This is a genomic window from Bacillus sanguinis, from assembly GCF_018332475.1.
GTDB lineage: Bacteria > Bacillota > Bacilli > Bacillales > Bacillaceae_G > Bacillus_A > Bacillus_A sanguinis.
The window spans coordinates 1-19,132 of record NZ_BOQB01000152.1; the positions used below are offsets into that span (position 1 = coordinate 1).

Genomic DNA, 19,132 nt, shown 5'->3' on the forward strand with positions numbered 1-19,132 from the left:
ATATAATAGAAGTAACTATTATAGGTGTGATTATAATTACAATGATAATTCCATTTAAAAGAAAAGAAGGTGAATGGCATGGATTCCGTAAGGGATATAGTCATAAAAGAGGTATTATGGGGTTTTATCCGTCATAACAACCAAGGATTTGAGGTGGATGATATTGCATCTGATACGAAAATTATTGATTTGTTTCCATCGCAAACAGGAGAAGATGAACAAGCGAACAGACTTGGAATTTCTTTGCTAGAATCTTGGCGAGCGATTTGTAATACGTTGGGTATAATTGATGCAGAAATCGGGTACGAGCTACGAGAAGAATTTCAATTATTTACGTTTGTAGAAGATGTAATTATTTATTTTCAAAACTGGGCGGAGTTTTGTAAGGAGGATGAATAAAATGGCTGAAAAAAGTGAAATGATTTTCGATGGATTAAGAGATGTTTTTGCGCAACATGCTGTGATTGCAATTGATGAATTTGATATTGCACCAGAACAAGAATTAATACAATTGTTCGGAAATGATGTAAACATTTTCGGCAATGCCATTGCACATTTTTTGGCGGCTTGGGAAGATCAAGTCGGTCAACGAGGTTACATTAACGTGGAATTAGAAGCGTTGTTTGACACTTTTAAATATTTTAATGACATCTATGTCTACTTTTGTTTAATACTAGAAGCTTAAAAAAAACACCTATTTAGGTGTTTTTTTCTTGTAATATAGGAATAATGTGTATACTTCGTTGTGAGAACGGTAAATAACTATTACATTTGGAGGTGATATTATGGGAATCGGCAAAAAAATAGCGAATGAAATTATCGACATCACCGCTTCTTTGACAAAGAGAGTTTTAAATGATGCATATACAATAGGAAAAGAGTTGACGAAACATGCGTTTAAAACAACATTTAAGATAGCGAAATATAGTACGAAGTTTAGCTATCAAGCTATTAAATATTTTACTAAGAAAGCAAGAAAGCACCATGCAGAGAAACAATTGACGAAACAAAAATCTATGAATATTGATCCGCCTACAAAATACAACGCAAAGTTCAATCAATTTACACAACAACCACAACAGGTACAACAACAATCCCAAAAACAAAATAATATTATACAAACAGAATATTTTGCACAACAAAAAAAGGAACAAATGCAACAAAAACAAGCGCAACCACAAAAACAGGTTCAACAACAAAGACAAGCACATGCACAAGCGAATGGAATGGGAAATGCAATTCAACAATTCAAAAAACAACAAGCAGAACAACTGAAACAACGACAACAACCAGAGAAAGTTGTATATTCACAACGATTCGAAAAAGAAAATGGAAAAAAGATATTCCAGGAGCGTGTCGTACATGAAAATGAATTGCAAAATGTACAAAAATTCTATGAAGATTTGATGGAAAGCGGATATGTGGAAGGAAAAAAATTAGAAGAAGTAAAAAAAGTTTCTTCTCTTCTTAAAGAAGAAAAAGAATTGTTATCTAAAAATAAAGCGTACAAAAATAGTGAATATTGTGCTACATATGATTATGTGAATGATACAGATAAAGGGAAGAAGATGGGTATCAAAGATGCGGTCAAAAATGGCGATGTAAAAGAATTTCAAAATGAATATTCAGAGAGATTCGAAATAGTAAAAACAGACATTGCAAGTTATTATCAAAAAATCGAACAAACGAAAGATTTACAAGAGAAAGCATTTTGGGCTGGCCGCTTAGAAAACTACAGCTCTTCTCACAAGGAAACGTTGAAAAATTCGGGAATCGGGAAAGAGATCAGAGAAATGGAAACGAGCAAACCTTCTCTGTCCAAAACAGAAAAGTTGGAAGAGAAGCTAAAGAGAATAGAAGAAATGAAGAAAGGTATAAAACATAAGGAAGAAATCAAAAAGAAAGTGAATAACATGCAGCCTAATACATTATTGCGAAATGCATTGGAAGGAAAGCTAGGAGCGTCAGCCCTCGATACAGATATGTTCTTCAAAACAGATAAGGAAAAAACAGCATATAGAGAATCAAAGAAACAGGAAAAAATCGAAGCAATCAAACATTCCAAAAGGGAGATATATTTCTAAGAAATGTATCTCTTTTTTTACTTTACTTTATGTTACTTTACTTTTCTTTACTATCAGACTATACGACAAATCCATGTTTTTCGTCATAGGTGTTACCCTTCCAGAAAATAAAAACGTTCAAATAAACGGTATTCTCGTTCGTTTGTGATGATCTTGTTTTTTAATATTGGGGTAAATTTCAATTATGGCATAAAAAAATTACTTGGAAAGCTTGCGGCCATTTATGCTAAACAGACGTGCTTTACCCTCGCTGGGAATACCGCAGTCTTGTCCTTTAAGCTGCGGTTCCTGGCGGTTTAGGGTGTACGTCGAAAATTTTAGCGTCAATGGTGGAAAGTAATCTTTTTTATCTTCCTTGTTATATAGAAGAAACTGATTCGTCTTTATTTCGTAGTTGTTATTTTTGGCAACTGCGAAACTATCATTCTTTTACACTTACATATTTTTACATATTTTCATTTCTGAAAAAGTGTGATTTCATGGTGTTGTAGTTACAAATAAAATTATTATTAAAATTGTAAAAATAATTAAAGGATTAATTGGAGTTATAACACAATATACTATATGACCTCCAACTAATGTTGTAAGTCATGTTGTAACATTAGTTGTAGTTGTAATTGTAATTACAACTACAATAATAATTAAAATAAAAATTGTAATTAAAAGAAGTATTGTAAATATAGTTGTAGAAATAGTTATAAGAAGAGTTGGAACAATAGATACAACTCTGATTGTAAGAAAAATTGTAACTTTATTTACAATCATCACTTGAATTGGAGTTCAAGTTTGGAGTATACTTATTATAACAAGAGGAGAGTGGATAATATGGGTAAAATCATAGCGGTATCAAGCAATAAGGGTGGCATTTTAAAGACAAGCCTGACAACAAATTTGGCGGGCGTTTTATCTAAAGAAGGTAAAAAAGTTTTAATTGTAGATACAGATAATCAAGCGAATGTAATGTTAACGTTTGGGGAAAATCCAGATGAGTATGAGAATACATTATTTGAAGTTCTTACAGAGGATTTTCCGATCCGAGATGCGATCGTAAACGTTCATAAAAATATATATGTCTTACCAGCGAATGAAAACCTTGCTTATTTTGATATGCGAGTGTTAGATAACCAAGATATGTACCCGAACTATTTAGAATTATTCAAAGAAAAAATAGAAGAAATTCGAGAAGAATTTGATGTAATTTTGGTGGACACGCCTCCAAACATGGGGATAATTGTTGCGAATGTTTTGATGGCAGTCGATTCTGTAATTGTACCGTTCCATCCTGAAACTTATAACATCCGATCCATCATTAAAACGATTGAAGCGATAGAAAACTTTAAAACTCGTAATGAAAAATTAAATATTCTTGCTGTCGTTCCGACAAAAGTAAAATTAAACACTTCAATTCACAATGAAACTTTAAATCTATGCCAACAATTCTGCAATACAAGAGGAATTAAAATTACCAAAAACGTAGTGAAAGAAACGATTAAATATGCGGATGCTTTAGCAAAAAATCGATTACCTCTTACGTTGGTAGATAAAAAATCAAAAGATGATGTTGTGCAAGATTACTTTAAATTGGTGAAGGAGTTGGGTCTATAATGAGTTTCAGTCCAGATAAGTTTCCTACAAAAGATACAAAAGGTACACAGAGAGGAAGAAAGAAAAAAGAACCGCAACAACCGATTATGGGATTTGATCAGGTTGCTGGAAAAAAAGACAAACAAACTCCTTCTACTGAAAATGAAGGAGTAAAGCAAGAAGTAACACAAACAACAGAAGAAGCAACTGTTGAGGCGAAAACAGAAGAACCAGTTGTAGCTGAAACAGAAACACCTGTTACAGAAGAACAGGTACAAGATGAAGTGGTAGAAAGTACGGAAAATGTTGATTTAAAAGATGATGAAAGTGGAAATAATGAAGACAACAATGAAGGTGAGTCAACAACAAATTCAAGTGGAAACAACGATGAGGGGGAAGAAAAAGTGACACAAGAAAATAAAGGCGGACAAGATCCAAACGGTAATAAAACAGAAGAAAAAGATGCAGTTTTGAGTTGGTTAGAAGAAGATATAAAAACGAATAAAAAGCAAACAAAAACGTATTTCTTAGATAAAGAAGTTATTGATAAAATTGATAAGATTGGGAAAAAAATTCCGAAGTCAAAAGGCGGTACTGGTGGTTTCGTAAACGAATTATTAAAACAAGCATTGAAAGATAGAAATCTTTGGTAAGATACTTACATAAGCACCTGCAATGAAGGATATTCTCCTTTGTTGTAGGTCATATTGTAAGTGTAAGAAAAGCTGTTGTAATAGGCATAATCATTGTTATAACTGTTATTACAAGTCTTATTGTATATTTATTTCATATTAAAATAAGAACTCGTACAATGATTCTAATTATTGTACGAATAATAAGTAGAAGTGTTATTGTAATTCTATTTGTAAGAGTAATAATAAATGGAATTACAATTATTTTTACAGTTGTAGTTGTAGTTGTAACTCCAATAATAGTTACAAATAGAGTTGTAAGTAAAGTTACAACATTAGTTACAAGTTTATTTGTATGTAGTATTGGATTACCAATTACATAATGAATTACAGTTTTTATTGGAATTACAACATGCAGTAGATCAAATTTGGAAGCAATTGTTCAAAAATCCAGTCATATCAACGTGCATTCAAAATCCAAAACTTCATTTTCTCAAAAGTGTTGATTTTTTACAAAAACTTCCTATTATAAAGTTATTAATTTATGATTTTAAATGGAGGTGTATTTGACATGCGTAATATTTTAGAAGAGAATGATATTATTTGTGGTGTAAAAGTACCGCACCAGGCTTACAGAATCCGAGAATTCGGATGGGGAGAAGAGGAAGATAAAATAGTACATACTGTTTTAGCAATGACTTTAGTAGATGAAGAACAAGTTCCTGTAATGATCGTAGAAGGTGTAAATGAAAATACAGTATATAAGTTGCCAAAAGAACTTTGGGATTTTGGGAGAAAGATTGTAAGACAACATGTGCAACGTTCATTCGAAATTGCTTTCTATTATATAGAAGAAACTGATTCTTGGGATGCTGAAGCTATCTATTATTTATAAAAAACAACTGTGACAAGCCAAACGGAGTTTGTTGCTAGTTCCATCTATTTTTAATAAATAATAACGATGGCCCTTGATTATACTAATTAACGACGATACATTGTAAATAAGGTAAGATAATGATTGTTTTGAAATAATGTCGCTCCTTCCCTGCCATCACGTCCTTTTACGAGTTTTACTTAAACAATATTTGTTTTGAAAATCTTCTAAGTCATTCTCTTGTCTTATGAACACTTAGTTTTACTTTAACAGTAGTTGTTTTGAAAACAATGAAAGGTGTTGTTACTATGTCAAAAGAAGAAGTAGAAGGATGGGGAAAAGCTGCGGAAGTTTTTAACAAAAGTGAAAGTGAAAGAACAGCTGAAGATGCAAAGCAGGAGTTAAAGAAAATTAGAAGTGAAAGAATGGATGACAAGTAATTGTTTTGAAAGATAACAACGACTTGAATTTGTTGAATCAATTTTTTTACTGTAACAATGATTGTTTTGAAAGATTCGCTTGTCGGTTGGAACAAAATATATTCTTCTGTATTCTACTGTAATAACTATTATTTGAAAATTAAAAAAGGATTCTGTTTTGTATTCGTGTATATATAAATGACGAATACAAGAGGATGTGAACATACATGCAGGAATATCAACAAGCATTGCTATTTGATGATTATCGCGATTGGAAACATAGATGCAAGTTAGAAAAACGATTATCTTCTATAATAGAAGAAATTAGATTCTGCAAATCAAAGCAACTACCTGATCTTCTATTTATAAAAGAACAAATTCAACAAGAAATCAAACGGTTACTATAAGTTGCGACCAGCAGTTTCAACGATTTGTAAAAAGTTTTTAAAAAACTTTCATATGGGCCTTGCATCTTATTTTTTTTCGCGCTATATTACAAATGAAACAGAATTACAATTCTATTCAATTTGTTAGAAGAACCGAGAAAATCAAAAAATGAAAACCTTGTTATCATCGCATTTCTATCTACCGACTGTTTTTCCAAAGACAGAAGTTAGTCTTCACAAATTGAATAGAATTTTTTATGCGAGGGGAGCAATACAAATGACAATGAAAATGACGAAGTATCAAAAAATAGAATTAGATCAAATCAGTAGTAATGAGAAAGAAGTTTTTATCGATTTAGTTATCACAGCAAAGCGAGAAAAAATTATACAGAAAGTAAAATTTGTACGCGATGAGGATTATGCTTGGGGAATGAAATGGGCATATGATCATTTCGCAAAAACAAAATTAGAAATGAAATTGATTTTCTCATATGCTGCATTGTTCTTAACAGAAGAATTAGGAGTGAATGATTTCATTATCTATGACAAAGTATTGGAATACAAAGTGGAAACCAAAGAGCAAATTGAAAAGACAATTGAAGAGTGTTGGTACGAAAATGATGAATATTACCGATTCTTGAACGAAAAGAAACGCCATAAAGAATATGCAGATAATGAACTCATGGGAAAGAGTAAAAACACTGCAAAAACGTACTTGGATTCGTTACAGAAGTTCTTCACTTACTTGTTCTTTTATGAAAGAGAAACATTTCCGATTTTCAGTACTAATGAAGTTAGTAGATTTGTGGAACATTTAAAAGAAATAAAAGAACCAAAGAGGTTTTCAGCAAATTATATTGTCCGCATATACGCAGCTATCGCAAGTTATGCGAAATACAATAATTACCCTTTAGATAAGAAAAAAATCGATTTACCGACTATTCCAAGCGTTCTGGAACTAGAAGGAAGGTCACTGGAAGAAGACAAGTTGCGAACTTTAAATGAAATGTTTCGAAATGCATTTTACGAAGCGAGAATGAATCAAGACGAACGAATCATTCCTAATTTGAGCAATCAGCGTAATCTATTCCGCAACTGGGTGATCTTTAGGCTCATGGCCGCAACTGGGATGAGGATAAGTGAAGTAGTTGATTTAGAAATTGATGACTTGTATCTAGAGGGAAGTCGTACCGAAAGTCGTTATGTACATATCCGCAAGACAAAGACAAAGATAGAAAGGAAAATCCCTTTATCACAAGACATTACGAAACTATTAAAAGATTATATTTCTTTCAGGCAAAAAAATGATTTGGAAATTGAAAAACAAAAAGAGTATTTCAATCAAATCAACAATCGTTCCAAACTCACCATCGAAATGATTATGAACAAAAAAGAAATAGCCAAATACGAAAGCATACAAAAAAAGTTACAAAAAGAGAATTTATCGACAATGGAAAAAAACGTTATACTTGCGGAACTTAACATGATGCGCATGGAAAAAATTGATGAATATATCGAAAGAAGATTCAAACCTTTACCTTATTTATTCATTTCAAATCGAAATAAGATTGTAAGTAAAAATACAATCATGGATGTGTTTAGAAAGAAGAATATCACGAGTCACCAGCTTCGGCACAGTTTAATCAAAAAGCTGATGGATGAAGGAGTCTCACTCAATCGTATTCAAAAAATCAGTGGTCATAAAACAGCAGATATGATTTTACGTTATTCAACACCTTCCTTAAAAGAGGTATCGGAAGACCTAGAAGATCATGAGCCAAAATTTGATTAAAGAAAAGGGGTATACAAATGAAAGAACTATTACGTTTTACAAAAGAAAACAAGGGAGAAATCAACGAAATTGCTGTTCTTATACGAAAAGATTTTACGTTATTTGTAGAATTCAAAGGACACCGTATTATGAGTTATATCGATGGAAAAGGACGATTACGTTTCTATGACACAACAAGACCAAAGGAAATTAAATTTGCTGGGATCGGCATATCGGAAGAACAATTAGAAGTGATTCAAAACTATATAAAAGAAGAAGAAATACGTTTAGAACAAGAAAAAGAACAACGAATCGTTGATGAATTTGGGGAAATTACAGATGAAAGTGAAATCCGCTTCACCTATACAACTGGTTATGATTTCAATGTTTCAAAGCTTCCGAAAGCGATTCGTGATTTAATTATGCAATTAGAAAAGAAAGATGTAAAAGGATATGAAAAAGTTGATTTCTACGGAGATTATAGTGTTGATTATGTCGTTACAATGACTTATAAGCAGTTACTTACATTAGTAGAAAATAGAAAAAAAGAAAATGAAATCATCGAGACAAAGAAACAGGAACGTATAGAAAAAGATAAAAAAGAGTTTGAAGAAAAGAAAAAACAAGCACGAGAAACAGGAAAAAGAGTGAAATTGTCTCACTGGATGGAACCATGCAATGATCCAACAGAAGAATGTAGTATAGATTTTATCACTAAATACATTGCACCTGATGGAAAAATTGAAATTGTTCGGTCTCATTCTTATTAATTTATAAAAATAGGGGGAAATAAACATGAAGTTTTTAAGTGAAATATATCCAAACGTGAAATTTTTCGAAAAAGAAAGTGATAAAAAACAGATTTTCTACGGAGTAGAAAGAAGTAAATTGAAAAAACGTGTACATGTTGAAGATTTTGTTTTCATTCGACCTGATTGTGAGTTCAATACAATCAGTTGGATTACAGGAAATGAAGATTCTTATTACGATGCTCTTCATATTAATGATTTTTCATATGTACTAGAAAAAGAGAATGTAGAAGAGTTATATCGTGAGTTAGTAAGTGATGCAACATTTAAAAATGCTTTAGAAAACGTACATATTAATAATTTCTATCATTTTGAACGTACAGATTGCTTACCGAAAGAAGTACATGCATTTGTTTTACATTTTTTAAACGAAATGAATCATAAAAACGTTCTGTTCAACGATGCAGATTGGGAAGATTCAATTGGTGTCTATGATGGCGATAAAACGCACCATAGAATCATTTTAAATGAGAAAAACGGATATGTGTATGCTGAGGATTTAGATTGTCTAGTACAAGAAGAAGCAAGTTTTAAGAACGGTTCATTTTCTTCAAAACTATATCTCACAACAGAAGGTGACCTTATTCAAGAATTTCATTCTCATTCTGAAAAAGACTTAGCACATCATATGACTGTACTACAAGTGATTGAAGGAAAAGAAAAGGAACAATATCTACAATTAATATTTAAAAAGGAGGGGAATTAAAATGAAACATACATTAGGGCCACAAAAACCATATCATTCATTAACCTTAGAAAAGGTATTGGAAGGTAAAAAAATCGAAATGAAGGTATCGATTAATTCTTCACTTACTGTATTTGTTGGAGATGGTAGTGGGTATAGTGAAACAGCCTATTTTGAACTTCAAGATGGACAAGAATATTTACGATTAAACAATATTTTGTATATAGATGATGTTCTAATCGATAAAGTTCCTATTACGCGTATGGAAAAAGGGACGTTAATACAATTCGCAATTGACCAAATAGAGCGAAATGAAGAGATTAAAGAAGAACGTTTCCAATCAGAAGATGCAATGCTTAAATTTACTTATAATGCTTCAAATCGAGTAGCTGAAGAACATGAAGAGTACCCTTGGTATGTGAGAAAACGTATTGAATTATTAGAAAGAGAAGAACTCTATCCTTTTGTGTATCAAGAACAATGGGGCGATGAGAAAGTCCTCTTTATGATCCGTATACCATACGAAAGATTAGAACAAATGACAGAATCAAGAATGCAAAAAAAGGTGGATTCGTATGAACTACGAAAAGTTGATAAAGAAAACGAATGAAATACATAACAACATATAAGAAAAGGAGTGTTTTATCATGGAACAAATTCTTTTAAAAGTAGGAGAAAAAGCACCTGAGAAGTGGATGAAAGATTTTCGTAATATGGGTCAAGGTGGTGTTTTAGAATATGATAAACACACAGGAGAATTGTATTTATTCATTATCCTGCACAACATTAAATCGAAAGAAAAACGCCAAATCAAACAAGGTTTAATTCGTTTCCGTTTATATGAAAAGGGTAATTGCATTCTACCAATCTTTGCGGTCGATAATCCGCGCGAGGATTTACTCTTAGAGCTGCCGTTTGATCCCAGTTTATATGATGAAGGGATAAATTTGGCAAGTGATCGATTAAACATCTTTTTAATTGAACAAAAAGATGAAACGATCCAAGCGATGCGTACATTAGACTTAGGAGGAGAGTTCTTTTTGAAACTCTTTGGGAATTGGATAGGGAAAGAAAAAGACTTCACAGAGGAATATCAAGCATTTTTACAAGAAGCGTACCAGCATAAGTGTATTGATCTTTGGGAACAGGCCGCACAAGTGGATTGGGACAAATAAAATGCTGGGTTTATTTGCTAAATGTTGTTAGAATCAGTAGAATAGTAGTAGAAAGAAAAAGGTTTTTTGTGAGAAAGTGAAGAAATATAGAAGAAAGACTGGATTTTTTGTGAAAAATGAGGTAAAAAGAAGAAAAGCCACTGTTGGTAGCAGTGACTTTACTTTAAAGCTATAAAATTGTTTCAATGAAGTTTTCCCGACTTCTGAATCCGATTGAGACAACCCAACCGTAATTTAATCAACGTTTATATATTTAATAATAACAAAAATTATTAAATATTTCTACTAAGAATATACATTTTTATATTCTTTTAGTCAAGAAGAATTAAATTCCTTTTTTGGGGACAAAATTAAATTTATATTATTATAGATAGTTCGGATTCCTATCTCTTACAAATAGAGAGGGGAAATTAACATGAGTATTAGAATTAGACAATCAAAAGAATTAGAACGACGTATTGAGGAAAAAAAGAAAGAGAAAGTAACAGGTAAAAAACGAGGACGACCTCGTAAAAACAAAATCGAAGAGGAAATAAAGAATCCACCTTTTAAGCCGTTCGATGAAACAGGAGAAATACCAGAAGGGTATATTCCAGGTCTTTTGAAAGAAGGTTCATCTGTAACGGATAAAGAAGCGTTGGAGAAAGAACAAGAAAGAAAAAAAGCACAAAGATTATATGAATTATCAAAGGAACGTGAACCATTTGTACAAACAGGAAAGGAATATAATGTCATGTTCGAAAAATTAACACAAGCCGAATTACATTATCTGATGCAAATTATTCATTATGTTCCCTATGGAGAAAAACCAATCAAAAAAGACGGACAGTTATTAACGATTGGTGATATTTATGCCATTTGGGGAGTTCACCGAGAGACTGGCCGCAAATATATAAATAAATATATAAAACTAGGGATTGCTGAAAAAGAAAAATCAACAACTTCTAAAAGAGATGAATATTTGATTATCAAAAAAGAATTTTGGTTCAAAGGAAATAAAGACTTTAAAGGATATAATTCCAAAGTGATGGAAGCAAAAATGGAAGAAGTTATCGAATCTATTAAAATACAAACAGCAGAATATATGATTACTGCACAGGAAGAAGAGAACAAATTAGCAGAAGAACAAAGAAGAGAACCGAGAGAGGTTAAAAAAATATTCCCATTGTCTTTGTTAGGTGTTTTACTAGGACACATACACTTTCAAACATTTTTCCTCGTACATAATCCGACAGATGTAGCGATCCAAGAAGGAGAAACAGTACACGAAGTAATGGCGTCAGAATATAAAAGTTATCAAAGAGAAGGACATTTGGAATTTATGAGTAAAATAGATATTTGGCGTAAAATCACTGGAAAAAAAGTGAAAGATTTAGAAACAGAACAAAGCCAAAAATTAGATTTGTATTTTGATATGTTGAAAAAAGCTGGGGCTTTATTAAGCATAGAAGGTATGGAAAATCGATTGATTATGCACCCCGAATTAGCATTTGTAACTCCTCATGTGAAAGAAACAGATTGGTACAAGGCTGTTGCAACAATGTTTAACTTTACTAAATCAAAAAAGAATAAGAAGAAAAATACAAAAAAACAAGGTTAATTCCTTGTTTTTTTGTTGTTTAAAAAAACTTAATTGAGAATCATTATCTAAAAAAAGGGGGGGTTTTATGTGACATTGAGGTAAATAAAAACCTAATTGATAATTTTTATCACCTAAAAAAAGGGGGGGTTTTATGTGACATTGACCTAAAAAAAGGGGGGGTTTTATGTGACATTGGGTTTTCAATTTTCCTTACTCTCCCTAGTATTCTTGATTTTTCGGACTCTTATATAATCATGTAGTCTAAAAATCTGTAATTGATGTTTAATTAATTTTCTGCTTTTGATCTTAAAGTGTTTTTTGATTTTTGAACATGATTATATGCTTTAATTAATTGATTCATATTTTACTGTTTATGAGGTTCGTTTGCCATTTATTGTGTGGTGACAACTAGCGCGCTTCCGCTTGCTGCAATTTATTTTTTAATTACATTCTCACGAACCTAATTAAAAAATAAATTTATAATGGAGATTTGTTTCTTCTCACACTATTGTTTTTTGAACAATAATAGATGTTTTGGTTTTGTGTAAAAAATCCAAGATAATGTTTTCCCCCTATTTATGTACATTCACCTTATTTATGAAATTCCATTTATATTGTTATTTCCTCTAAAAATATTTATATCTGCAGACAAATACACCACAAGCTTTTTTTAGCGATTTTTTAAAAAAAGTGAAGTGGCAAAAATAACAATCTTGATCTTTGAATCAATTAATTAGGTTCTTTGCTTGTAAGAAGTGAAAATTTATTATTAAAATAGTTAGCTTCCCCCAGCAATTAACAAATATGATTTCATCTAATAATTATTTCGTCATTTTATTTTGTTTCTATAACAATATTAAAAGAAAAAACATTAAAACCAGTTCCGCTAACGCTCATTAGGACCTTAAAACATGTTGGAATCATAAATTCCAGACCTTTTGAAAAACAATTTCTTTGAAACTGCTAAAATATGAAACATTCCTCTTACTATAAAAGAGAAATTGTCCCTTTTTTTAGTGGTTTTTATACGAAAAATGCTTATGTATCAAGTATTTCAAGTTATAAATGTAAACACAGGAAAGATAATATATACATAAATACAAAAACCTAAAAGATGAAAATTATCTCCGCTACCGCTCAACAAGATCGTGAAACCCTGTTTGGTATTTCCAAAACAAAAAAACACACAAACTATAAAAATAGTGTATATACACTTCAATTGGAGGTGTATGTATATGTCGTTTAGTGAAAAAATGTATGATTTATCCTATGAAAATAATATTAAAATCATTTGCACAGATAAATTACCTAAAACAGATCAAATAATAGAGTTATCACATTACGATGGAAGAGGTTTAGATGATTTGTTTTATATTATGAAAGAAGAAAATATTAATTATGCTTTTTATGTAACAAAAACATTTGAAGAAGCTTATCAAACGCTTTATTTTTATGATGCAATGAAATGTTTAGAAGAAAAACATAATATCGTATTAACAGTAGAAAGTATTTTATATGGGTTTCTTGAACTTGATATTATTTTATATAATAACCAATTGGAAACATATAAAAATGATAATTTTGGTTATCAATCATTAACGTTCATTAAAAATAATATACAATATACGGTTGTTTATGAAGAAGAGTGGTACCAATTAGCAATAGCTGCAAAACAAACCACAGAAGAATTTGTAGAGGAATTTCTTAATCGTTACGATATTTTTATATATGAAGAAGTCGAATCATAATATTCGGCTTCTTTTTTATGCGTTTTCAAACAAAATATACACAAACATAAAAAAACCTGTATATATATGCTTCCATTTTATTTATTGGAGGTGTAGTAGATGAAATTTTTTGATTCAAGTTATATTAAGCAGTATGCAACGAAAAAAGGTTTTAAAGTGGTAGATATAAACAAAATTGAACCCACTTTTGAGGATACTTATAAAGTGGAACTAAATACATATGAAGATACAATAGATGATTTTTTTGCTATGGCAAAAGAAGAAAAGAAACGTACTATTTTTTTAGAAGAGGTTTGTTTGGATCGTGAAAAATTTGATATTAGTTTATATAACGTACATAAATATTTAGAAGAAAACTATCATGCGAAAACAGCAAATAAAAAGGAACAAGCACTACATAGTCGCATTATAGAACATATTAATTTTCGCAACCAACGCTTATTTTTACATACATTAGATAGAGAAGTAGTTGAAATTAAACTAATGTTTGTAGCTGATGAGGTAAGATATGAGATGGTATTTCAAGAACATTGGTATAAAAACCTATTAGGTTATCATCGTACAATGGAAGATATAGTAGATTCTTTTATGGAAACCAATACACCTTTATTAAAAGTAATAGAACAGGAAGAAGGTTAATATTGCTATTAACCTTCTTTTTTTATCAGACGTTCTTTCACAAATTGGATAGTTTATATTCTGTTCAATTTGTGAAGTGTAGGTTTTCTTCAAAATGCCCCTGGTTCTTATATACCAAACAGGTTTTAAGGTTTCCAGGAGCGGCAGCGGGATGGGGTTGTATTATGTATTGTTTTATCTGCTGGTTACATCATTAATAGAGGTTCTTGAAATGTTTTTGAAAATGCAGTATAGACATAATAACTATTATTTCGGAGGTTTCACTATGAATAAAGAAAAATACGAATACGAGAAATCATTTATTGCAAACCTGAGAAGAGAATGTACACAACAACACATATTAGAATACGTTAATTCATATGAAAAGAATGCTTTTACAAAAGAACAAATGGAAGAACTCAAACAAATAGCAAAAGAAGCACCACTCACAATGATGTTTGGACATTATTTAGTACCTGTAAAACCTTATGGGAGTGAAGGGTTAATCCCAAAATATGATGAATGCAATACTTCCTGTATTAGTAGTTCTGGAGGAAGCTGCTGTCGTTATTTTGAAGGAAAATTAGGAGATCATTACACGATGTGCAGTAAATATGTGTCGTTGTAATAGAGAATTATCGAAAATAGTTTAGTAGAAATACTAGACTTTTTTTATTTTTCCATTAGAAATAAACCATACATGTGTGTATAGAGGAGGTGTATGATTTGGAGTTTTTAAGTTTAAATGAAATCAAAGAAGTAGCAAATTCAGAAGGTATAGATATTATAGAAGCAAAGGTACGAAAAGGGGTAGATGAGTTACCTATTCTTTGTTTTAAAAGTGATTCGATAAAGGATATAGCTGATTTCTTCATGTTTGCAAGAAAAGCGAATATAAACACTATATTTTGTTATACAGAAACGTATGAATCTGATTTTTTTCGTTTAGATAGTACAGATATTAATCGTTTTATTGATGTAGACATCATAGAAAGAGAAACTGTCTTAGATTATATCTTAGAAGACATTGAAGTGTACAATGAACAATTTGAAAAATATGAAGAAGGAGAAGAATGTAATCGTGTATTATTTTTCTATAAAGATCGTATGGAACACTGCATCGTTCTTAGAAAAGAATGGGTAGAAAGAATCCTATCAAGAGAAGAAGCAATGTTTCGCATTTTAGCTGACTACGCTGACGAACTTCAAGCACTAGAAGAAGCATGGGAAGAAGATAAATAAAAAACCTTGCTATTACAAGGTTTTTTTCTAATAACCTAATCCACAAATTAAATAGTTTATATTCTATTCAATTTGTGGAAGAACGTTTCTCGAAAAAACTTTACAAACATACAAACATAATTAAATTTATATTGTCTACTTTATATCTATTGGAGGAATTTTTATGACTATCGATATAGCAAGGTTTATTTTATATGTAGTAATGATTGTTTTGATTTTGTATTACTTATACATTGCAGTAATTGAAATTTTAATACATAACAAATTTATCTATGGGAAGCATTTTCCTAAGGAAGAAGACTATCGTGATTTTGTAATAAGAAATAGCCGAAATAACGATGCATTTAATAAACGTTGATTCTACGTCAAAGGGATACACCTTACCCAGCATTTTTTAAAGGCTTATTTAGGCGATTTACAAAAATTGAAGAGATTTGATGTTTTGTTTTTAATTGAATTGAGGGGATAATTATGTCTGAGGGAGAATTGGCCGCATGGTTACATGTGGGAAGTGCTGGATTGATTGGTACGATAGGTCTTTTCGTTGCTATTTACAGATCATATAGCAATGAAAAGCAATTTGAAGAGGAAATGGAACAATTAAGAGAAGACCTGGCAAGAGAACAAGAAGAACGAAGAAAACGATTAGAGCAACAGAACAAAGAATTCCAGGAGAGAAGAAAACAATTTGAGAACAAGTTATATGGTAGAAAATAAGTGGATTTCACTTCTTTGTTTCCGTGTGGATTCCAGGTTTCTCAAATCCGCATGAAAAAGGCTGCGATTACATATAAAGTACAAACTTATTTTATTGCTGTTTGCTTTATATAAGCAAAAACAAGGATAAATCAGAGTATAAATATAATGTTAAACATAAACAGTAATAACAATATAAACGTAGAAGGTGATTGAATGCTGAATGAAGACAAAGATCAGAATGAACTAGAAGAAGACGATGATGAAGGACGCGAATTTAAAACGATCCCCATTTCCGAAGCAGTCCGACTTCAAAAACTTGAACGAGATAGAAGAAATAAAGAATTTCATGAAAAATTAGATAAACTAAAAGAAAAAACTGCAAAATTAAAAAAGGAATATGAAGAGAAGTATAAAAAGAAATAAATGAGCTCTCCTATGTCACTTATGTGGGAAATACTCAACTGAACTCCAATCAAAAATGGAGCAATCTATATACATCTAAAGTAATGTTTAGGCGTATGTGGATTGCTCCATTTTCATTTTATTTTAAAACCACAATACGAAGTAATGTGTTGCTATGTTTGCTAAAAACGTTACTAAAAACATTAAAACGAACTCAAAAAACTTTTTCATATGTATCACTCCTCTTTCTTTTGACTTAATACATAGTAGATTTTATTCCGTACTTTTATAAGAAAAAAAGGTCTGAGGTGGTCGAATTAAAATTTTGTAGTTCTTTGTTACTTTCTAAAAAAGGACAAAATAAAAAAAGAAGGGAATATTCCCTTCTTTTTTATTTTCTATGGTAGTGTATTCTAATGTATTTTAACGGCATGCTGTGCAGCCTAAATTGAATGGAGCAGAATAGAGGTGAATTTGGTGCACAAGAATATACCAAAATGTTGACTATTAGTCAACAACTTGGATATAATGTACATATAGTATTCAACATAACTTTTTCAATTTGTATTGAAGAGAATGAATACTGAATGTATAAGTTTATAAGCTTTAAGCATAAAATAAAAAAGGCAGAAGCTTGAGAAACTTCTACCTTTCGTAACCCAAATGCTATTGTGGAAGATAGCAGGCGCGGTTGTTTTTACAATTTAATTAGTTTTGAGATTGAGAACCGTCCTTTTTTCCGAGTAGGGCGGTTTTCGCTTTTTTGTATAAGAAAGGGATTGCAGTAATCGTTAAGGTTCCTAAACCTATTCCGATTCCTTTAGCATATCCGCTTACGAATTCAATTAAAAATGCGATCATTCTATCACCTCCCTCCCTACTGGATGGAAGTGAGATGACCCGCCTACTATATAGCTTTATTTAGGTTACCCTTTAATTGTATTACGTTTCAAAATAAGACACAAGATATATGTATAAATTCTTTCTTTATTTAACTTTTTAGTAGTATCATCTTTTCTATTTAAAATAGAAAGAATATTCTAATATTTATTTATCAATTTACTTTAAAAGCGTTGTTCTCATGCAATTTGTAGAATTGTGGTAATATTTAGAGAAATAGAGATGTTTTGAGGAGGACGTAGTGAAATGAGTACAGGTGTTTTCGTGTATGAAGTAGTTATGCAGCAACTCAATGATTTTTATCAACTAATGTTATCACAACAATTGATAAAAGCATCGGAATTAAAAAAAGAAATTGATGAGAAAATTGAACAAATCAAAGATGCAAAAGAAGAAGAAAAACAACATCAAAACTTATTATTATATTATTCTTTACTAGATTTTAAATATAGAATGCTAACGGACCGAGTAAGTATTCGAAAAGATAGTTTCGATATAATGAATGATTCAATCAATGAAACAACAGATACGCTGATAGCGTATTATTATCATTCTTTCAAAGCGGAACACGCTCTGATGTTTAGTATCTATAACGAAGCGAGAAGACAATATGAAGAGGCTGAAAGCCTATTAGGACATATTTCGGATGAATTAGAACATGCAGAGTTTTATCAGAAATATGCGGTGCTACATCACCATATTTCTCAAATGTTAACATCGATTGAGTACACGAATAAAGCAAAAACAATCTTTGAAAAGCATGCTGGATATGAAGTGAAAGTAGCTTCTTGTGAAAATACACTAGGAACAGCTTGTATATTCTTAAAACAATTTGAGAAAGCAGAAGAACACCTGAACCGATCTATCGATCTTCTGAAAAAACATAATGCAGACAAGCTTATTTTAGTAGTTAGACATAACCTGGGATTGCTATATGCAACACAAAACCTTTCTACATTAGCAATTCGTCATTTATCAGAAGTGACAGAGAAAATCCCAACACACTTCAAAGCATTGTTCTTACAAGCACGCGAACATTATAAATTAAAAGAAACAGCTACTGCAGGGGAACTTATTGCAAAAGGACTAAAGGTGTGTCAGGAAGTAGGAAATGAAGAATATATGTATCATTTCAGTATTTTACGCTCTCTAAATGATGATGAATCTGTTGAATTATTAGAAGAAGAAGTGAAAAAAGGTATTACTTACTTCAAGGATCAAGATTTATGGGATTATGTAGAAGAATATAGTGAAGTATTAGCAGTTCGCTTCCGAAAATTGAAAAATCATGAAAAAGTAAGTGATTATTTTGATGTATGTTACGAAGCGAAACAAAAATTATTAAGTAAAGGAGCATTAAAATGATGAAGAAACTTGTGTTAGCGACGTTGGGGTTAGTAATAACATTATCAATTGGTTTAAATACAGGTGATACACAACATGCTCTGAAAAAAGAGGAAATTATTCAGTATTCACATGCGGACCATTTTTAATTGATGTAAACAAAAGAGACCTCTCAAAT

The 19,132-nt window shown here is 31.0% G+C and carries 25 protein-coding genes; 24 read left to right on the top strand and 1 reads right to left on the bottom strand.

Annotated elements, in window-relative coordinates; all coding sequences use genetic code 11:
• Positions 1-78 precede the first annotated feature (78 nt).
• The 22 genes from KI369_RS16905 (at position 79) to KI369_RS17005 (ending at position 16,731) form a co-directional block, all read left to right on the top strand.
• Entirely contained in the window at positions 79-399 is a 321-nt protein-coding gene (locus tag KI369_RS16905) for a hypothetical protein (RefSeq protein ID WP_061654139.1), read from the top strand.
• 1 nt (position 400) lies between these two features.
• Positions 401-685, top strand: a complete 285-nt coding sequence (locus tag KI369_RS16910) for a hypothetical protein (protein ID WP_061654138.1) — start codon at positions 401-403, stop codon at positions 683-685.
• A 100-nt stretch (positions 686-785) separates the two neighbouring features.
• A complete protein-coding gene (locus tag KI369_RS16915; RefSeq protein ID WP_061654137.1) occupies positions 786-2,084 on the top strand; it encodes a hypothetical protein in 1,299 nt (432 codons plus the stop codon).
• An 825-nt stretch (positions 2,085-2,909) separates the two neighbouring features.
• A complete protein-coding gene (locus KI369_RS16920) occupies positions 2,910-3,689 on the top strand; it encodes a ParA family protein (protein ID WP_061654148.1) in 780 nt (259 codons plus the stop codon).
• Positions 3,689-4,321: a hypothetical protein gene (locus KI369_RS16925; protein ID WP_061654147.1), complete on the top strand. Its 633-nt coding sequence runs from the start codon at positions 3,689-3,691 to the stop codon at positions 4,319-4,321. The genes KI369_RS16920 and KI369_RS16925 overlap by 1 nt, the downstream gene beginning before the upstream one ends.
• A gap of 158 nt (positions 4,322-4,479) precedes the next feature.
• The gene (locus tag KI369_RS16930; protein WP_061654146.1) at positions 4,480-4,683 is read left to right on the top strand and encodes a hypothetical protein; all 204 of its coding nucleotides are present in this window, start codon (positions 4,480-4,482) and stop codon (positions 4,681-4,683) included.
• 188 nt (positions 4,684-4,871) lie between these two features.
• Complete coding sequence (locus KI369_RS16935; protein ID WP_061654145.1) at positions 4,872-5,195, top strand: hypothetical protein; 324 nt, start codon at positions 4,872-4,874, stop codon at positions 5,193-5,195.
• Positions 5,196-5,482: 287 nt separating this feature from the next.
• Positions 5,483-5,614 (top strand): hypothetical protein, encoded by a 132-nt coding sequence (locus KI369_RS29690; protein WP_259652773.1) that lies wholly within the window; start codon positions 5,483-5,485, stop codon positions 5,612-5,614.
• A gap of 206 nt (positions 5,615-5,820) precedes the next feature.
• Entirely contained in the window at positions 5,821-6,000 is a 180-nt protein-coding gene (locus tag KI369_RS16940) for a hypothetical protein (RefSeq protein ID WP_061114680.1), read from the top strand.
• A 256-nt stretch (positions 6,001-6,256) separates the two neighbouring features.
• Positions 6,257-7,771: a tyrosine-type recombinase/integrase gene (locus KI369_RS16945; RefSeq protein WP_061114681.1), complete on the top strand. Its 1,515-nt coding sequence runs from the start codon at positions 6,257-6,259 to the stop codon at positions 7,769-7,771.
• Positions 7,772-7,788: 17 nt separating this feature from the next.
• Positions 7,789-8,520: a hypothetical protein gene (locus tag KI369_RS16950; protein ID WP_061654144.1), complete on the top strand. Its 732-nt coding sequence runs from the start codon at positions 7,789-7,791 to the stop codon at positions 8,518-8,520.
• A 25-nt stretch (positions 8,521-8,545) separates the two neighbouring features.
• Positions 8,546-9,265, top strand: coding sequence for a hypothetical protein (locus tag KI369_RS16955; RefSeq protein WP_061114683.1), 720 nt, complete (start codon positions 8,546-8,548; stop codon positions 9,263-9,265).
• Position 9,266: 1 nt separating this feature from the next.
• A complete protein-coding gene (locus tag KI369_RS16960) occupies positions 9,267-9,854 on the top strand; it encodes a hypothetical protein (protein ID WP_061114684.1) in 588 nt (195 codons plus the stop codon).
• Positions 9,855-9,891: 37 nt separating this feature from the next.
• Positions 9,892-10,419 (top strand): hypothetical protein, encoded by a 528-nt coding sequence (locus tag KI369_RS16965; RefSeq protein WP_061114685.1) that lies wholly within the window; start codon positions 9,892-9,894, stop codon positions 10,417-10,419.
• Between the two features lie 415 nt (positions 10,420-10,834).
• A complete protein-coding gene (locus KI369_RS16970) occupies positions 10,835-12,019 on the top strand; it encodes a MarR family transcriptional regulator (RefSeq protein WP_061114686.1) in 1,185 nt (394 codons plus the stop codon).
• Between the two features lie 1,217 nt (positions 12,020-13,236).
• Positions 13,237-13,749, top strand: a complete 513-nt coding sequence (locus KI369_RS16975) for a hypothetical protein (RefSeq protein ID WP_061114688.1) — start codon at positions 13,237-13,239, stop codon at positions 13,747-13,749.
• Positions 13,750-13,848: 99 nt separating this feature from the next.
• The gene (locus KI369_RS16980; protein ID WP_061114689.1) at positions 13,849-14,388 is read left to right on the top strand and encodes a hypothetical protein; all 540 of its coding nucleotides are present in this window, start codon (positions 13,849-13,851) and stop codon (positions 14,386-14,388) included.
• 265 nt (positions 14,389-14,653) lie between these two features.
• Positions 14,654-14,995, top strand: coding sequence for a hypothetical protein (locus KI369_RS16985; protein ID WP_061114690.1), 342 nt, complete (start codon positions 14,654-14,656; stop codon positions 14,993-14,995).
• 98 nt (positions 14,996-15,093) lie between these two features.
• The gene (locus KI369_RS16990) at positions 15,094-15,609 is read left to right on the top strand and encodes a hypothetical protein (protein WP_061114691.1); all 516 of its coding nucleotides are present in this window, start codon (positions 15,094-15,096) and stop codon (positions 15,607-15,609) included.
• A gap of 163 nt (positions 15,610-15,772) precedes the next feature.
• Entirely contained in the window at positions 15,773-15,967 is a 195-nt protein-coding gene (locus KI369_RS16995) for a hypothetical protein (RefSeq protein ID WP_061114692.1), read from the top strand.
• A 113-nt stretch (positions 15,968-16,080) separates the two neighbouring features.
• A complete protein-coding gene (locus tag KI369_RS17000) occupies positions 16,081-16,326 on the top strand; it encodes a hypothetical protein (protein ID WP_061114693.1) in 246 nt (81 codons plus the stop codon).
• 195 nt (positions 16,327-16,521) lie between these two features.
• The gene (locus tag KI369_RS17005) at positions 16,522-16,731 is read left to right on the top strand and encodes a hypothetical protein (protein WP_061114694.1); all 210 of its coding nucleotides are present in this window, start codon (positions 16,522-16,524) and stop codon (positions 16,729-16,731) included.
• A 687-nt stretch (positions 16,732-17,418) separates the two neighbouring features.
• Here the strand turns inward: KI369_RS17005 and KI369_RS17010 are convergent.
• Entirely contained in the window at positions 17,419-17,571 is a 153-nt protein-coding gene (locus tag KI369_RS17010; protein ID WP_012644832.1) for a hypothetical protein, read from the bottom strand.
• 285 nt (positions 17,572-17,856) lie between these two features.
• Here KI369_RS17010 and KI369_RS17015 point away from each other — a divergent pair, with 285 nt between their 5' ends.
• Both KI369_RS17015 and KI369_RS29695 read left to right on the top strand, forming a co-directional pair.
• On the top strand, positions 17,857-18,975 hold the full coding sequence (locus tag KI369_RS17015; protein WP_061114695.1) for a response regulator aspartate phosphatase: 1,119 nt from the start codon (positions 17,857-17,859) through the stop codon (positions 18,973-18,975).
• Positions 18,972-19,103, top strand: coding sequence for a hypothetical protein (locus KI369_RS29695; RefSeq protein WP_000976330.1), 132 nt, complete (start codon positions 18,972-18,974; stop codon positions 19,101-19,103). Before KI369_RS17015 ends, KI369_RS29695 begins: the two co-directional genes overlap by 4 nt.
• Positions 19,104-19,132: the final 29 nt, after the last annotated feature.

Bases quoted from the DNA above. Each gene is read 5' to 3' on its own strand.
- KI369_RS16920 (WP_061654148.1), top strand. From the start codon at position 2,910: ATGGGTAAAATCATAGCGGTATCAAGCAATAAGGGTGGCATTTTAAAG.
- KI369_RS16970 (WP_061114686.1), top strand. From the start codon at position 10,835: ATGAGTATTAGAATTAGACAATCAAAAGAATTAGAACGACGTATTGAG.
- KI369_RS16945 (WP_061114681.1), top strand. From the start codon at position 6,257: ATGACAATGAAAATGACGAAGTATCAAAAAATAGAATTAGATCAAATC.
- KI369_RS16910 (WP_061654138.1), top strand. From the start codon at position 401: ATGGCTGAAAAAAGTGAAATGATTTTCGATGGATTAAGAGATGTTTTT.
- KI369_RS17010 (WP_012644832.1), bottom strand. From the start codon at position 17,571: ATGATCGCATTTTTAATTGAATTCGTAAGCGGATATGCTAAAGGAATC.
- KI369_RS17005 (WP_061114694.1), top strand. From the start codon at position 16,522: ATGCTGAATGAAGACAAAGATCAGAATGAACTAGAAGAAGACGATGAT.
- KI369_RS16950 (WP_061654144.1), top strand. From the start codon at position 7,789: ATGAAAGAACTATTACGTTTTACAAAAGAAAACAAGGGAGAAATCAAC.
- KI369_RS16915 (WP_061654137.1), top strand. From the start codon at position 786: ATGGGAATCGGCAAAAAAATAGCGAATGAAATTATCGACATCACCGCT.
- KI369_RS16975 (WP_061114688.1), top strand. From the start codon at position 13,237: ATGTCGTTTAGTGAAAAAATGTATGATTTATCCTATGAAAATAATATT.
- KI369_RS29695 (WP_000976330.1), top strand. From the start codon at position 18,972: ATGATGAAGAAACTTGTGTTAGCGACGTTGGGGTTAGTAATAACATTA.
- KI369_RS16960 (WP_061114684.1), top strand. From the start codon at position 9,267: ATGAAACATACATTAGGGCCACAAAAACCATATCATTCATTAACCTTA.
- KI369_RS17000 (WP_061114693.1), top strand. From the start codon at position 16,081: ATGTCTGAGGGAGAATTGGCCGCATGGTTACATGTGGGAAGTGCTGGA.
- KI369_RS16930 (WP_061654146.1), top strand. From the start codon at position 4,480: ATGATTCTAATTATTGTACGAATAATAAGTAGAAGTGTTATTGTAATT.
- KI369_RS16940 (WP_061114680.1), top strand. From the start codon at position 5,821: ATGCAGGAATATCAACAAGCATTGCTATTTGATGATTATCGCGATTGG.
- KI369_RS29690 (WP_259652773.1), top strand. From the start codon at position 5,483: ATGTCAAAAGAAGAAGTAGAAGGATGGGGAAAAGCTGCGGAAGTTTTT.
- KI369_RS16905 (WP_061654139.1), top strand. From the start codon at position 79: ATGGATTCCGTAAGGGATATAGTCATAAAAGAGGTATTATGGGGTTTT.
- KI369_RS17015 (WP_061114695.1), top strand. From the start codon at position 17,857: ATGAGTACAGGTGTTTTCGTGTATGAAGTAGTTATGCAGCAACTCAAT.
- KI369_RS16925 (WP_061654147.1), top strand. From the start codon at position 3,689: ATGAGTTTCAGTCCAGATAAGTTTCCTACAAAAGATACAAAAGGTACA.
- KI369_RS16935 (WP_061654145.1), top strand. From the start codon at position 4,872: ATGCGTAATATTTTAGAAGAGAATGATATTATTTGTGGTGTAAAAGTA.
- KI369_RS16985 (WP_061114690.1), top strand. From the start codon at position 14,654: ATGAATAAAGAAAAATACGAATACGAGAAATCATTTATTGCAAACCTG.
- KI369_RS16980 (WP_061114689.1), top strand. From the start codon at position 13,849: ATGAAATTTTTTGATTCAAGTTATATTAAGCAGTATGCAACGAAAAAA.
- KI369_RS16995 (WP_061114692.1), top strand. From the start codon at position 15,773: ATGACTATCGATATAGCAAGGTTTATTTTATATGTAGTAATGATTGTT.
- KI369_RS16965 (WP_061114685.1), top strand. From the start codon at position 9,892: ATGGAACAAATTCTTTTAAAAGTAGGAGAAAAAGCACCTGAGAAGTGG.
- KI369_RS16955 (WP_061114683.1), top strand. From the start codon at position 8,546: ATGAAGTTTTTAAGTGAAATATATCCAAACGTGAAATTTTTCGAAAAA.